General features: G+C 50.9%; 10 protein-coding genes and 1 riboswitch. Of the genes, 5 read left to right on the forward strand and 5 right to left on the reverse strand.

Annotated features, from left to right (window positions below; translation table 11 throughout):
- Positions 1 to 68 precede the first annotated feature (68 nt).
- From EL633_RS16285 to EL633_RS16300, 4 genes are all read left to right on the forward strand, one after another.
- The gene (locus tag EL633_RS16285; protein ID WP_126628195.1) at positions 69 to 866 is read left to right on the forward strand and encodes an enoyl-CoA hydratase/isomerase family protein; all 798 of its coding nucleotides are present in this window, start codon (positions 69 to 71) and stop codon (positions 864 to 866) included.
- Positions 867 to 872: 6 nt separating this feature from the next.
- Entirely contained in the window at positions 873 to 1,799 is a 927-nt protein-coding gene (locus tag EL633_RS16290) for a hypothetical protein (RefSeq protein WP_126628196.1), read from the forward strand.
- Positions 1,800 to 2,270: 471 nt separating this feature from the next.
- The gene (gene alaS / locus EL633_RS16295) at positions 2,271 to 3,572 is read left to right on the forward strand and encodes an alanine--tRNA ligase (protein WP_161982186.1); all 1,302 of its coding nucleotides are present in this window, start codon (positions 2,271 to 2,273) and stop codon (positions 3,570 to 3,572) included.
- 373 nt (positions 3,573 to 3,945) lie between these two features.
- Positions 3,946 to 5,154, forward strand: coding sequence for an MFS transporter (locus EL633_RS16300; protein ID WP_218027502.1), 1,209 nt, complete (start codon positions 3,946 to 3,948; stop codon positions 5,152 to 5,154).
- Between the two features lie 114 nt (positions 5,155 to 5,268).
- Here the strand turns inward: EL633_RS16300 and EL633_RS16305 are convergent, their stop codons facing one another.
- Together EL633_RS16305 and EL633_RS16310 are read right to left on the reverse strand one after the other, a co-directional pair.
- Complete coding sequence (locus tag EL633_RS16305; protein ID WP_126628199.1) at positions 5,269 to 6,444, reverse strand: phosphoribosylaminoimidazolecarboxamide formyltransferase; 1,176 nt, start codon at positions 6,442 to 6,444, stop codon at positions 5,269 to 5,271.
- A gap of 105 nt (positions 6,445 to 6,549) precedes the next feature.
- Entirely contained in the window at positions 6,550 to 8,088 is a 1,539-nt protein-coding gene (locus tag EL633_RS16310; protein WP_126628200.1) for a glycine hydroxymethyltransferase, read from the reverse strand.
- A 53-nt stretch (positions 8,089 to 8,141) separates the two neighbouring features.
- Positions 8,142 to 8,229, reverse strand: a riboswitch (ZMP/ZTP riboswitch).
- A 431-nt stretch (positions 8,230 to 8,660) separates the two neighbouring features.
- Between EL633_RS16310 and EL633_RS16315 the strand changes: the two genes are divergently transcribed.
- Positions 8,661 to 10,223: a HEAT repeat domain-containing protein gene (locus tag EL633_RS16315; protein WP_126628201.1), complete on the forward strand. Its 1,563-nt coding sequence runs from the start codon at positions 8,661 to 8,663 to the stop codon at positions 10,221 to 10,223.
- Positions 10,224 to 10,321: 98 nt separating this feature from the next.
- On the opposite strand, the gene EL633_RS16320 is transcribed toward EL633_RS16315, so the two are convergent.
- The 3 genes from EL633_RS16320 to EL633_RS16330 form a co-directional block, all read right to left on the reverse strand.
- Positions 10,322 to 11,890 carry an APC family permease gene (locus tag EL633_RS16320; RefSeq protein ID WP_126628202.1) on the reverse strand — a complete coding sequence of 523 codons (1,569 nt, stop codon included), beginning with the start codon at positions 11,888 to 11,890 and terminating at the stop codon, positions 10,322 to 10,324.
- A gap of 302 nt (positions 11,891 to 12,192) precedes the next feature.
- Positions 12,193 to 13,416, reverse strand: a complete 1,224-nt coding sequence (locus EL633_RS16325; RefSeq protein ID WP_126628203.1) for an aspartate aminotransferase family protein — start codon at positions 13,414 to 13,416, stop codon at positions 12,193 to 12,195.
- Between the two features lie 271 nt (positions 13,417 to 13,687).
- A complete protein-coding gene (locus EL633_RS16330) occupies positions 13,688 to 14,803 on the reverse strand; it encodes a CPBP family glutamic-type intramembrane protease (RefSeq protein WP_126628204.1) in 1,116 nt (371 codons plus the stop codon).
- Positions 14,804 to 14,951 lie beyond the last annotated feature (148 nt).

Genomic DNA, 14,951 nt, shown 5'->3' on the forward strand with positions numbered 1-14,951 from the left:
AACCTCTGCTTCTGCTTCTTTCGCCTTAGAGCACGATTGATAACTAATCAAGGAAGAGGAGTTATGCTATGCGAACCGATTTTCAGCATGTCCTTATCAACTTTGAGGCCGGTGTTCTCACCATCATCATGAATCGTCCAACGGTCTTAAATGCCTTTAATGAGCTTATGATCCAGGAAATGACCGAGGTTGTTGAAGCTGCGGCACAGGATGAAACTATTCGCTGTGTTATTCTCACTGGAGCCGGCCGTGCTTTTGGGGCTGGTCAGGACCTCTCCGCTTTTGCTGGTGAACCTTCTGCCAATGACTCAGAGGCCGCTCAAGAACACCTTGCTGCCTACCATCGTCTGATTAACAGTATCCTACAACTACCCCAGCCCATTATTGCCGCCATCCATGGTGTCGCCACAGGTATCTCGCTCAATATTGCCCTGGCCTGTGACCTGCGCATCGCGGCCGATAACGCCAGATTATCTGAAGCCTTTGCTCGTATCGGATTAGTACCGGATGGAGGTGGCGCGTATTTCTTGACGCGTCTACTGGGCGCCGGTAAAGCGTTAGAGCTGGCATTATTAGCTGAAGAGATCAGCGGTACAGAGGCTGCGCGTATTGGCCTGGTGACAAGCAGTGTCCCACAGTCCGGGCTTGAAGAGACTGTCAGGGCTCTGGCTCTACGTCTGGCCCATGGTCCAACGCGCACCTATGGTCTGATCAAAAAGCTATTCCAGGAAGCGCAGGATAAAGATCTCGCAGCCGTGCTACAATTAGAGGGTAAATATCAGTCAATGGCCATTGAAACCGCCGATCATCGTGAAGGTGTGCAGGCGTTTATGCAGAAACGGCCACCAAAATATAGCGGGAAATAGCAAATCGTGCGTATTGATACACTTTCTTCATATAATAGCCAGATGCAAGGCAAAGAGCGGCGCGAATGGTTTCGCCAGCAAGCGCCGCAACACCTCAAAAATTGTGCCACCTTTGTTTCGCGTGGCTTGATGCAACGCTCCGTGGGCACCTCCAGAAGCAGCCTTATACTGGGCGCAGGCGCCTGTACCGAGGTTCCGCTCTCCGATGTGGGACGCTCTTCCGAAGAGGTTGTGCTGGCGGATCTGGACCTGAATGCTATGCAGCGCGGTCGGGATGAACTGCTAGCTGCTTCGCTGCGTAAACGGATACGCCTGGTGCAGTGTGATATTACTGGCGGTGTTAGCACCAACCTGACTCGTCTGCTCCGACGGCAGGATTGGACAGCCCTGGCTGCGGCGGGCGGACAAGCCTTTTTTGATGCCGCCGCCCAATGTCTTGAGCAATGCCCTGTCCCCGATCCACCAGAGATTTACACCCTACGTACTGCTGACTTTGGCCTGGTTGTCAGCTCACTTGTGCTCTCACAACTCTTCAGCTATCCACTCCTCGATGTACTGGATCGTGCCCAGCAAGCCTCACCTGAACTGTTATTGGAGCAAGAGCGCCATCGTCGCTACCAGGATGCCGCGCAGAATTTCCGCATCAAAGTCATCAATGCCCACCTGCACTTTATGCGCTCCCTGCTCGACCTGGGTGGCATCGCCGTCCTGCTCACCGACATCCGTGGCTTTGCCTTTGACGTCCACGGAACCGACCATGACGCCACCCATCGGCGCATCCTCCCCCTTGTCCCACGCACCTTCCCCGACCTCATCAAAGCCACCTTTGACATTGTCGAAGAAGGCCAATGGGAATGGCTCACCGATCTCCCCGACAACGAACGCCCCGGTCGGGGCTACGAAATCGGAGGGTATATCCTCAAAAATCTATAGCTGCTTGACTTTTTTTAGGGGGAGCAGGTATACTCAAGGTATCATATGCAGAAATCGTCGCGAGGGACGAGTACATGTTACTCTGAGTGACAGCGAATCGGAAGTGGTGAGAGTCCGATATCTCAGCAAGTAGCTGGAATGCCCCCCTCTGATGTGGATCACCTGTTGTGATCTGGATCGCGATGCGGAACGAACACAACCTGTGTTGTCAATAATTCTTGCCGGTAGCCCTCCGTTATCCTGGGGCAGGACATCGAAGATGTCGCATTGTGGTGCGCATGGCTTCCGTGTCTGATAAGTGGGAAAGCGCACATTCCAGCGTGGCTTCCAATACAGGTGGTACCACGGGTATTGATAAAAAAACTATCAGCCCGCCCTGAGTTTTACTCGGGGCGGGCTTTTTGTATGTTCGGATCTTGCGTACGATTGTTGTTTTACCCATCAATAGCATCATTACAGGAGAAAATTATTATGCAGAGCGATCAAATTCGGCAGACTTTCCTTGATTACTTTTCACAACACGGCCATCAAATTATGTCCAGTAGTCCGCTTGTCTTGTCATCAGATACCAGTTTGCTGTTTGTGAATGCTGGTATGGTACGCTTCAAAGATGTGTTCCTGGGCTTAGCGCCAGCGCCATCTGCGCGTGTCTGTAGTAGCCAGAAGTGTTTGCGCGTCTCGGGCAAGCATAATGATCTAGAAAGTGTCGGCGTGTCTCCCCGTCACCATACCTTCTTTGAGATGCTTGGCAACTTCTCTTTTGGCGACTACTTTAAGCGCGAGGCGATTACCTATGCATGGGAACTCCTCACAGTGGTCTTCAAACTTCCTGTCGAGCGAGTCTGGATTACGGTGCATCAGGATGATCTGGAAGCGGTCCGCTTGTGGAAAGCGCTTGGCGTCCAACCAGAGCGTATCCTACCATTTGGTGATAAAGATAACTTCTGGTCGATGGGGGAGACTGGTCCCTGTGGACCGTGTTCGGAGATCCATTATTATCAGGGTGATCTGCGATTACAACGTGCGGAAGGAGTCAACTCAGAGGATGATGATTACATGGAGCTCTGGAATCTGGTCTTTATGCAATATGATCGTGACGAGCATGGAGAGCTAACGCCGCTGGAAGTCCCAGCGGTCGATACTGGTATGGGACTGGAGCGCCTGGCGATGATTTTGCAGGGTGTCAAAACCAGTTATGAGACCGATCTTTTTCAACCTATTCTGCGCCGTATTCGAGAATTGACCAGCCACGATGAGCAGCAGCGTGTCACTTATAACCGGATCGCGGATCATAGTCGCGCGATCGCGTTCTTGCTTGCGGACGGTATTGTGCCCGGTAACGGTGGCCGTGAGTATGTCCTGCGCCGACTTATCCGCCGTGCGGCCTACTTTGGCCAAACTCTCGGGTTAGCGCAGCCATTTCTCGCAATGCTACTTCAAATAGTCATTGAGCACTTTGCTCAGGCCTATCCAGAACTTCAGGAGAGAAGCATGGTTATCCAGGAGATAGTGACCACCGAAGAAAAGCGTTTTCAGCGTACCTTGACGAAAGGGCTACGTTATCTGGAGGATATTAGCGGCTACCTCTCAGAATCCGGTCAGCGTATCCTGCCAGGTTCAGAGGCATTTAAACTGCACGATACCTTTGGGTTCCCGCTAGACCTGACCCAGAAAATTCTCGCTGACCATGGTGTGACCGTGAATACGACTGAATATGCAGTTGAACGCTCCAGACAACAGCAGCGCTCACGTCAACACGCGCTGTTTAAATAATCTATCAGCCCATCTTATGTGGTGCCCAACGTATTTGGGCACCACATAAGATTTCTACGAATGACTTGTATTTCTGGAGGAAATAGAAACTCTGTTTATGTTGTTTGTAACTTAATATGGGATGTTTGCTGGTCTGCAATCGAGCTTTTGATTGCGAGATTTTTTTGTTGCCGGTGATTGGTGCAAAAAAACGCATGTAATCCCTTGATTTTTGCGTATTTATGCGGGTAATATAAGGGTAGTTCTGCAATATATTGCGTTTTTTTGCGCAGCGCTGGCGTGGTTAGGGTTTAATCGCTGAAAAGTTTTGCGCCACTGGAAGGTCGACATGATATCAACATATACACATGTAGATAAGCAGCATCGGTTCCGTATGGCTCGTATAGCCGTTATTGCTTTATTTTTTATTAATGGATCTTTTATTGCTAGCTGGGCGGCTCGTATTCCGGCTGTCCAGTCGAGACTTGGTCTGGAACCGGGTCAACTGGGTATCGCTTTACTGGGATCAGCGGTCGGCGCGTTGGTTGCTATGAATATTGCCGGGCGCGTCTCCATACGCTTTGGCAGCGCCATTGTTACCGTATTGACCGCTATTGGCTTATGTATTTCGCTCCCGTTATTAGCTCTGGCTCCCAACCTGTTATGGCTTGTACTGGCGCTTATCTTCTTTGGCGCTACCAATGGATCAATGGATGTCACTATGAACCTGCAAGGTGCCGCCGTTGAGCGAGGCTATGGTAAACCTATTTTTAATTCATTCCATGCCTGTTATAGCGTGGGAGCGTTAGCTGGAGCATTCATTGGTGGTATTGTCGCGACCTATAATATCAGTCCAGTCTATCATTTTCTGGGCATCTCAAGCATTGGCGCGCTTGGTATTTTGATTGCCTCTCATTTTCTTTTACCTCCTGAACCTAAGACTGTCAGCGAAACGGAGGCAGCCGCATCCGAGAAGAAGCCCTTATTTACGCGCCCATCGCGTACGCTGGTTGCCCTGGGCGCAATCGCTTTTTGTGCCTTGATCAGCGAAGGCGCCATCTCTGACTGGAGTGCGTTGTATTTGTCCGGGTCAGTTCATGCCACTGCTGGACTGGCTGCTGCTGGCTTTGCGGTCTTTTCGTTATGTATGGCAATTGGTCGTGGTGTTGGTGACTATCTTGCCGTCCGACTTGGCTCCGCTGTGCTGGTTGGTCTGGGAGGACTGCTTTCAGCCGTTGGATTGGGTCTGGGATTGATCTTTCCCTGGACTCCGGTGGTGATTGTTGGTTTAGGCTTGATCGGCCTTGGTCTGGCGGTCCTGTTTCCTCTCGTCCTGAGCGCTGCCGGACAGAACTTTGCTGGTAGTGGCGAGGTCGCGATCGCTACCGTTTCAACCTGTGGCTATCTGGGATTCCTGGTAGGGCCGCCGCTGATCGGTTTTGTGGCGGATAGTTTTGGCCTGCGTATTGCTCTCGGCGTGGTTGTGCTCTTAGGCCTGATTATCTTTGCCTTAAGTCGGACCGTTCGCTCTAAGCCATCCAAACCTGATGAGGCTACGCTGACTTCCGCTAAGCTTGATGAGGCTGCTGCCCCCTTGTCGTAATCCTTCTTATAGTTTTTTTAGCTACTCAGCGTCTCAAGCTATAAAAAAAGATCCAGGTTGTTCATGATCGAACAGCCTGGATCTGGTTAGTGTAATGGGGAGGGGGAGATTGGTTTAGTGATGGAAGAGGCGAACTCCGGTGAAGGCCATTGCCATGCCATAATCATTGCAGGCCTGGATAACATTATCATCGCGCAATGAGCCACCAGGCTGGGCCACATATTTGACACCATACATTGCCGCGCAATCGATGCTATCGCGGAATGGGAAGAAGGCATCTGATCCCAGGGCAACGCCGGTCAGGGTCTTGAGCCATTCCTGCTTCTCTTCGGCCGTCAGGCGCTGGGGTACCTCTTCAAAGTTTTCTGCCCATTGTTCCAGTTCAATTGGTGCCACATCGTCGCGCAGATAGAGATCGATCGCATTGACACGATCCTGGCGCTTGATGCCAGCTTTCCAGCGCAATTCCGAGATACGTGGATGCAGGCGTAGATACCAGATCGCAGCCTTCGAGGCCGCCAGACGTGTACACTGGATACGGGACTGCTGACCTGCGCCGATCCCAATACATTGTCCATCAACCGCGAAGCAGACGGAGTTCGATTGGGTGTATTTGAGTGCGATCAATGAGATCAACAGATCGCGCTGGGCGGCTTCAGGAAGGTCTGTATTGGTGGTTGGAACTGTAGCGAACCAATCAGGACTGGGAATACTGGTGTTGCGCTTTTGCTCAAAGGTGACACCAAATACCTCGCGCTGCTCTACATCAGCGGGCTCGTAGTTTGGATCGATTTGGAGGATGATATAGCGGCCCTTCTGCTTCTTTTGCAGGATTGCCAGGGCCTCAGGCTCATAGCCGGGTGCGATCACACCATCCGAGACCTCACGGTTCAGCAGCCGAGCGGTCGGTACATCCACAATATCGCTCAGCGCGGCCCAATCTCCAAAGGATGCCAGTCGATCAGCTCCGCGAGCGCGAGCATAGGCACTGGCCAGCGGTGACAGTTCAAGATCATCGACATCATAGGCCTTCTTAAGCTCTTCGCTCAAGGGAAGTCCCACGGCCGCACCGGCCGGGCTAACGTGCTTAAAGGAGGCGGCGGCTGGTAACTTGAGGACCGCTTTGAGCTCTTTGACTAATTGCCAGGAGTTAAGGGCATCCAACAGATTAATGTAGCCAGGTGCTCCATTAAGGACCTGAAATGGTAACTCACCAGTTTTAGCCAGCACACGAGCTGGTTTCTGTTGAGGATTACATCCATAGCGTAGTGTCAGTTCTGTATTTGTCATGGTGAAGTTCATTTCCTCTATATATAAGCAATGGTATCAACAAAGCCATGGCCAGGGCGAGCTACTATTGTATAGCAGCTTGACCTGGCTTTTTCTTTGGAAGCTTTACAGGGATGCATTGGTCAATGTAGCGGCTTGAACCAAATTTAGATCCAGTTCTGGATACAGGGGATAGTTGGCCAATAGGGCCTCGACGCGTTTTTGAGCTTCGGCCAGGATCTCATTGTCCAGGATATATTTGTTGAGGCTCTTTTTGCCGCTGGCAGTTTTGGCTGCCGTAACATTGGATAGGACGCGCTTGATGATGTTGGCAATCTCACGCATCTCGGCTGTACCCATGCCCAATGTGGTGATGGCCGGTGTGCCGATGCGCAGTCCACTGGTATACCAGGGTCCATTAACATCAAATGGGAGTGAGTTGCGGTTCAAGGTGATTTTGCACTCGCGCAATACCGATTCAGCCTGGCGACCAGTCAGACCAAAGGTTTTAGCCACATCGATCAGCAGCAGGTGGTTGTCGCTACCGCCAGTCAAAACATCCAGCCCTTCAGCCACGCAGGCTGCGGCCAGCGCCTGTGAGTTCTCGACGATTTTAGCCGCATAGGTCTGAAATTCGGGTCTGGAGGCTTCGCGGAACGCGATCGCTTTAGCCGCCATCACATGTGGTAGCGGTCCACCCAACATTGCGGGACAGCCCTTATTGACCCACTCGGCAAATTCTTCTTTACACAGTATCAGACCACCGCGTGGTCCGCGTAGCGTCTTGTGGGTCGTCGAAGTCACGATATGGGCATAAGGAACCGGATCAAATTCACCGCTAAAGACTTTACCCGCCACCAGGCCAGCAAAGTGGGCCATATCCACCATCAAGACGGCCCCGACTTCATCTGCCAGTTCACGCATACGCGCAAAGTTCAGTTTGCGTGGATACGCACTATAGCCAGCCAGCAGGATCAATGGTCGTACTTCGTGTAACTGCTGCCGCAACTGATCCAGATTGATCAAGCCAGTCTGGCGATCTACCGAATACGTTGAGACATCGAAGAGATGGCTGGAGATATTGTGGCGATACCCATGGGTAAGGTGGCCACCAGAATAATAATCTAAGGAGAGCAGGCGCTGATTATGTACCACCTCACGCACCTTATTCCAATCTTCACGTGAGAGTTTGGACGGATCTTCCTGTCCCAGTTCAGCCAGTACTGGTTTCTGAGCCTTTGCAGACAAAATGGCCAGGAATGCGACCAGATTGGCATCGGCACCAGAATGTGGCTGTACATATGCGTAATCAGCTCCAAACAGTTCCTGAGCCAGCTGGGCCGCTTCGGCCTCAATAGCATCCACATTATCACAGCCAGCATAGAACCGATGATGGGGATAACCCTCAGCATATTTATCGGTTAGCAGGTTACCCATCGTCAATTGTGTGGTAAGTGAGCTGTAATTCTCACTGGCAATCATCTTTAGATTGCCACGTTGATCTTGCAATTCTTGAATAATATTGGCTGCAATAGAAGGGGAGACTGTTGTAATCTGATCCAGAGAAGCATAAAATGCTGCCGCTGCAGAGTGAGGGGTCTTTCCATTGAGGGTTTGCAGATAGCGAACCAGGTAGGATGGTTCAGTCGTGGTTGTAGATATCATTGCTACTCCTTTGCTGTCGATATGCCAATAAACGCATCAAAACGTTCTTCGGTATGTCCAGCCCAGGCGAGCGACTGTAGAAGTAACATCTCCAGGCTTCCTCGTGGTTAATCCACTGCATCGCCAGTTGCCAGGAGAACTCTCTATATCTTGTAAATAATATTCGTCTCACGACGATATAGCTATTATTAGTATAACAGCCTCGCAAGCACAGTCAAGTAGTCTCGAAATAGAGACAAGGCTTCTTAATATTCGCCCAGAGATCGCAGATAGACAGTAATTCATGTGTGGAGTGTGGAGTGTGGTGGGCGGCCGCCCACCACACTCCACACTCCACACTTCCAACCTGGCGCCGTAGGCGCCAAAAAGGAAAACTAGCAAGCCCTGAAAATAACAAAATAAATACTATTGACGAGTTTATTTATTCTATTGAGACAAATTTTGTGAGGGGATAGTAGTGAGATGGCGTAGTGTTAGTAGAAGTTGTTACGATGGAACTTCTTGCAAATTGGCAAATTGGCATCAAGTAATTTGTGCTTCTTTGCCAGGTAAAGAGAAAATTTAAGGACATTATGATAGATCTAGAGCAGTCTTTAGATCAGCTTATTGCCGATCTAAGAAACGAGGAAGATGTTGTTCAGGTTCAAACCGGTGGGGAACAATGGGAGAGAGATGATGAGCAAGTCGTGGAACCTTTGACAGCTGCTCACAATTTTGAAGCACCGTTTATAAAATCTACTTCGTTATCACGTGATCACGAATTGTTCCATGATTTGCTAGCGACCCTCGATCATGCTCATCCACAGAAGCGCCTGGAGGCCATTCGGCGTCTGGGTGAGTTGCGCGATCCGCAGGCGATTGAACCGTTGCTGGCACTCTTTGAAGACGAATCCGGCGAGATCAGTCTGGTGGCTGCCAGAGCCCTGGCTACCATTGGAAGTCCAGCCTTAAAGCCATTGCTGACCGCGCTGGCTGATACTTCGTCATCTGATATGCGCTATTGCGCGATAGAAGCGCTCGGCGAACTGCGCGATAAACGTGCCGTCATTGCCTTGCTGCTTGCTACACGCGACAAAGATAAATATATTCGTGCCCAGGCTGCCGAGGCGCTGGGAAAAATTGGTGACGTACGTGCGTTGGCGCCTTTGCTTGCTCTTCTGCATGACAAATATACAGAGGCGCGTAGTAATGCTGCGCAGGCCCTGGGACTTCTGTGCGATCTACGCGCGGTCGTGCCACTGCTACTGGCATTGAATGATCCAAAAGAGCGTGTACGCGTGGAGGTTATCCATGCCCTCTCGTTGCTGGGTGATCGCCGTGCCGTAGGATTTCTGGTGGCTTTGCTACCGGATTCCCTGGGCTATGAGCGGGTTGAGATCGTTGAGGCGCTAGGCTATCTAGGTGATGAGCAGGCCGTTGATCCTTTATTGCATCGTGCCTTTCATGACGACGAAGAGCGCGTTTGCCAGGAGTCTATTATGGCGCTTGGACGCCTGGGGATTGAGCGTACGCTTGAGCCGCTCTTGCATGCTTTGCCTACTACCAGTGATAATATTTTACGCTCCTGCATTATTAAGGCCCTGGGTCAACTTGGCATGAAGCACGTTCAACATATTTCTTGCCTAGTTATTACCTTGCTGCCCTGGCTTTATGAGCGCCATTATGAGCTTTCTCATTATGTACGAGCTGCGACTGCTATGGTGCTGGGCTGGCTGGGCGATCATCGTGCGGTAGAGCCTTTGCTTACCCGTTTACAGGATGATAATTTCTATGTGCGCGAGCATGTCGCTAGCGCACTGGCCGACCTGGGTGGTGAGTGTGCCGTCATTCCACTTATTCGTACTCTAGCGGATCCGCATCCAGTCGTACGAGCAAGAGTTGCTGAAGCCCTGGGTCAATTGAGAGATGGTCGTGCTATTGCCCCGCTCCTAAGCGCTTTGAGCGACGAAAATAGCGAGGTACGCGCCCGTGCCGCCGAGGCCCTTGGTTTTCTCAACGCCACCCAGGCCATCCCATTATTAACACCCTTGCTCAAGGATGATGCCCTGGCCCGGCCTGGCAAAATGGGCACGCAGCGTCAACGGGTACAAGACATTGCCAGTATAGCGATTCAACGCATCACTATGCGCAATTGAGCTGCTACCTGATTACCCATAACAGAAAGAGCGGGCCAATAGGATATTCCACTGACCCGCTCTTTTCTGTTGTCATTACGGTTGCTAAACGTCCATCTTTAGTTGGCTTCAGCATATTCAGACGATACTGTTTCTGTGGTGACCACTGTTTGTGCTGACAGATCTTGCTTCTGTTCGCGTTTACCCCAGTAGTAGAAGACCACGGTCAGTAGTATAACCGCTCCCAGGGCGGTTAATTGGGTGGCCTCATAGATGAAACGTCCAACTCTGGCCTGCTTGATCACTTCGTCGGTGGGAAAGAGCATAAAGAAGACCGCGATGGCGGCGTAGCCTGTCGTCAGGATCGTAACCAGCCATGCGCCAAATTTGCCACCCGGTACACGATAGGGACGTTTGACCTCGGGATATTTGTAGCGCAATATCAGGTAGCTTGGATAAATCAGCAGGTAGGCCAGCGTATTGATCGAGACGGTAAAGCCCAGGACCAGTGCAAACAGGGATTGGACTGAACCATCTCCAAAGGAGGTGATCAGGACGGCGGCGATCATTGCGATCGTCGCTATCACGCCACAGGCCAGCGTAGCCATGATAGGAGTGCCATATTTACTACTAAAGCGACCCAGCGCCTGTGGAGCCGCGTGATCCAGGGCCGTAATCGCATACGTACGATTTGCGCCACCCATCCAGGTAGAGCCGCTTGAAGCCATGGTGATAATGATCGCCGGTACCAGAACGATTTTTAAGGTGATAATCAACGGCTGTGGCAAGACAATGAGAACGTTGCTAATGGCCTGTAAGAAGCCGCTGGAGTTAGCAATCTGCTGTTTATTGAGCGCGAGCAGAATAACCGCAATGGGAATGACATAGGCAATCAAAGCCACACTGCCAGCCCCGAGTAGTGAACGAGGAACATCGCGCTGTGGATTCTGCATCTCTTCTCCGGCACCACTCTGAACCTCAAAGCCGGTCCATTTAAAGATCAGCAAGGGCAGGATACCGCTGATAATCAGGCTCCAATCGTTAGTCGGCAAGAAATCTTTGAATTGTAGATGATTGCCTGTTGCGTGGCCTCCCAGCAGTAACATCAGGGCTAGAAGCACAAATAAGCCTAGCAGGACCAGTTTCAGGATCGAGCCAACGGTGGAGAGCCACTTACCGATACGCATTGGTAGGAGCACGCAGACGATGGTGCCCCAGATAAAGGCGAGCGAGATCAAGATCGTAATGATCGTATCGCTAACTTTATTCCCCCCCAGAAGTGTATTAATATCCCCAAACCAGAAGAGCTTGATCGAGGTTATCACCGTCACAAACATGGTGCCACCGATCCAGAGCGGATTAGAGATCCAGTAGAACATCGAGGTCAGGGCTGCATAGAAGCGTCCACAGGCCATTTTGCCCCACTCGTAGACACCACCTTCCTGTGGGAAGGAACTGCCCAGTTCTGCAGTCAGAAGACCGTAAGGAAGAAGAAATGTTAATGCTGAAAAGAGGATCCAGAACAATGCCTGTCCGCCATAAGAAGAGACGGCTCCTAATGTATCGATGCCGAGGATGGCTGCGATCGTATAGAAGATCATATCTATAAAGCGAAAGTCGCGTTTGATTTTCTTTTTTTCCCGGGTTAATAATGAGGGGACGATAGAAGGTGATTGTTGATTATTCACCGCAAACTCCTGCTTTTTTTTCTGATTATTTTTGCGTATAAAAATTGCGCGCTTCTTAGCGCTTGCAGCAGGAAAAAAGGATGATTATTTATTGAATAGTTGGCTTTCCCACCCACATGTACACTACAGTGTGTTACATCCCTGGAATACCTGGATTTGAGATATTGTTGAGGAAATTCTTTGTTGCTTAGTATAGCATAGCTTGAAATAAGGTGTCAAAATCTTGAGCATCCTGGCGCCTGCGGCATCAGAGGTGGAGAGTGTGGTGCGCGGTCGCGCACCACACTCTCCACGCATAAAAATCAGGCTTGCGCAGCGGGTAGCTCGGCTACCTCGGCCAGGGTAGCGTCGAGGAGCTCTGAGGCCTCGTCGATGTCCGCGGTAGTGAGAATCAGGGGTGGAATCATGCGTAGGGTTTGTGGATTGGTGCTATTGAGCAGCAGTCCATGTTCCATGGCTTTCTGGACGATGACTGGCCCCAGGCCGTGCTTGATGTTGATGGCACGCATCAGACCAATGCCGCGAGGGCTGTCAATGAATGCATATTTCGTACACAGCTGTTCCAGTTTCTCTTTCCAGTACTCACCCATTTTGGTGGCATTGTCGAGTAGATTTTGCTCGGTGATAGTTCTGATGGTGGCCACACCTGCAGCACAGGCGATAGGATTACCACCAAACGTAGTACCATGATCACCAGGCACAAACAGGTCGGTACGTGGACCGGTCAGCATGGCGCCAATCGGTATACCGCCGGCCAGACCCTTGGCCATCGTAACAATGTCTGGACGCACATAATGCTGCCAGCTAAAGAATTTGCCGGTGCGCCCGGAGCCTGCCTGGACCTCGTCACAGATCAGGACCAGATTCTGTTCATCACACCATTCGCGCAGACCCTGCATGTATTCCAGGCTGGTGGGCCAGATGCCGCCCTCTCCTTGAACCGCCTCAACCAGAATGGCCGCAGTCTTCTCGCTAGTGGCTTCTTTGACTGCCTGGAGATCATTAAACGGAACTTGCTTGAAACCATCTGGCAGGGGAGCCCAGGTGGCCTGGTAGGTGGCCTGACCCGTTGCGGCGGTGGTCGCCATGGTTCGACCATGGAAGCTGTTCTCCATACTGATGATCTCGTAAGCACCATTGCGATGCAGGCGACCATATTTACGGGCCAGTTTGAACGCGCCTTCATTGGCTTCTGCGCCGCTATTAGAGAAGAATGAGCGCATACCATCACTCTGAATGCTGAGGAGCTCTGCCAGTTCAATCTGACGTGTATTGTAGTAGAGATTCGATACGTGTACGAGCTGGGTCACCTGCTGTTGTACGGCTTCAACAATGGCGGGATGGCAGTGGCCCAATACATTGACGGCGATACCTGCGACAAAATCCAGATAACTTTTGCCTTCACTGTCCCAGACTCTTGGTCCCTCACCACGTACAAGTGTGATAGGATGGCGCTTAAACGTGCCCTGATAATATTTTTGTTCAAGGCTAACCCAGTCGCGTTGATTCAACTCTGTTGTTGTCATAGACCGCTCCTCTTCATCCAATTATGCCTGTATGGCTTTAACGGTGTTCTCGCAAAATACTGTATTTCTCTGCTTGCGTCCGTGCGTGACCAAACTGTAGCTGGCTCGGGGTGGTAGAACACCTGATTTCAATCAGAAAAGCTCCAGGCTCTGGTTTCGCTTTCCTTATCTCTTTTTCTCTGTATACAAAGATGCGAAACACCTGGAACTCTTCTCTCTTTCCATTGTACTATGAGGAATCTGTCTGGACAACCCCCTGCTTGCGCCCGTTTTACGCCATGCCTGTGAAGCGTAGTATGGTTGAGATTGTATCAACCAGACCATGGGCGATGACGCAGGGCCAGAGGTTGCGTCTGGAAATGAGATAGAGGAGTCCAGCCATCACGCCGTAGGCGGTGGTTAATAATATACCGGCTAAGCCCTGGTAGATGTGGGCCAGGCCAAAAATTATTGCCTGTCCAAAGACAGCGATCGTCCAGCCAAGTCCGCTGTCATTAAAGACATCGGCGATACGATTAAACAGGTAGCCGCGATAAATCAGCTCTTCTCCAAAGGCCACGGATGTCCAGATGCTGATTAAAGTGGTGGCCAATTCTATGGGATTGCCTCTGACTGTGTCTAGAAGCTGGGTATTTGGTGCGCTATGGACGAATGTTTCGATGATAGGGGAAAAGACCAGTGTACTCATGAGAAATAAGACTAGCCCTCCGATCAGGCCGGTTAGCAGCGTTGATCTCCAATGGAGAGGTGTACGCAAACCCATCTGGCTCCAGCTACTACCACGTAGCCAGAGTAAGGCCATAATCACCAGGAAAACTGTCAGTAGACTTACCAGGTTTAATGGTGTGCGGGCAATGTTGAGCAATATAATACCTGCAACCTCCAGCGCAATGACAAATTTATTGTCACGTAACAAGGTAATGCTGCGGCCCCGGCGCGAGTTGATCGAGACATAGGTCGTTGCTCGTCCCGGTTGTGAGGTTACTTTTATTGGTTGCTGTGCCTGCTCATCGCTACTTTCCAGCGAAAAAATATTACCCTCAGGATCTTTGCCATCACAGATCAGGAGCCCGTTCTCAGGTGAGCGTATCTCTCCCATCTCTATCTGTTGCTCTTGGAGTAGTTCCCGACTCTGGCGTAGATCCGCCACGCGGAAAACCAGTTTAGGTGCATGCTCGCTGTTGCTTTCTTCGCCCCTGACCGTATGGAGAACTAGCATACAGGTACCTGTATACAGCTTCACATCATAGAAATCGCGAAAATCCTGCACAGCTTCCGGCTCATAGACATGCAGCCCCAGCATATCCCGATAAAAAGCCACCTGCGTATTCATATCCCGGACAGGTAGAATAATCTCTACAAGCTCTCCCATGCCTGCATTGACCATGTAATCGCGTCCTTTCTCTAGCACCAGTTGCAATGCATCTCATGAGAAAATTGTACCAGAATTAACAGATGGCTCTCAAGAGGTCTCTTGATAGTGTGCGGTCAACATACTATGGCATGTTGACCGCACACTATCAAGATCACCATTG

Origin of the sequence: Dictyobacter alpinus (assembly GCF_003967575.1) — a bacterium.
Classification (GTDB): Bacteria; Chloroflexota; Ktedonobacteria; order Ktedonobacterales; family Ktedonobacteraceae; genus Dictyobacter; species Dictyobacter alpinus.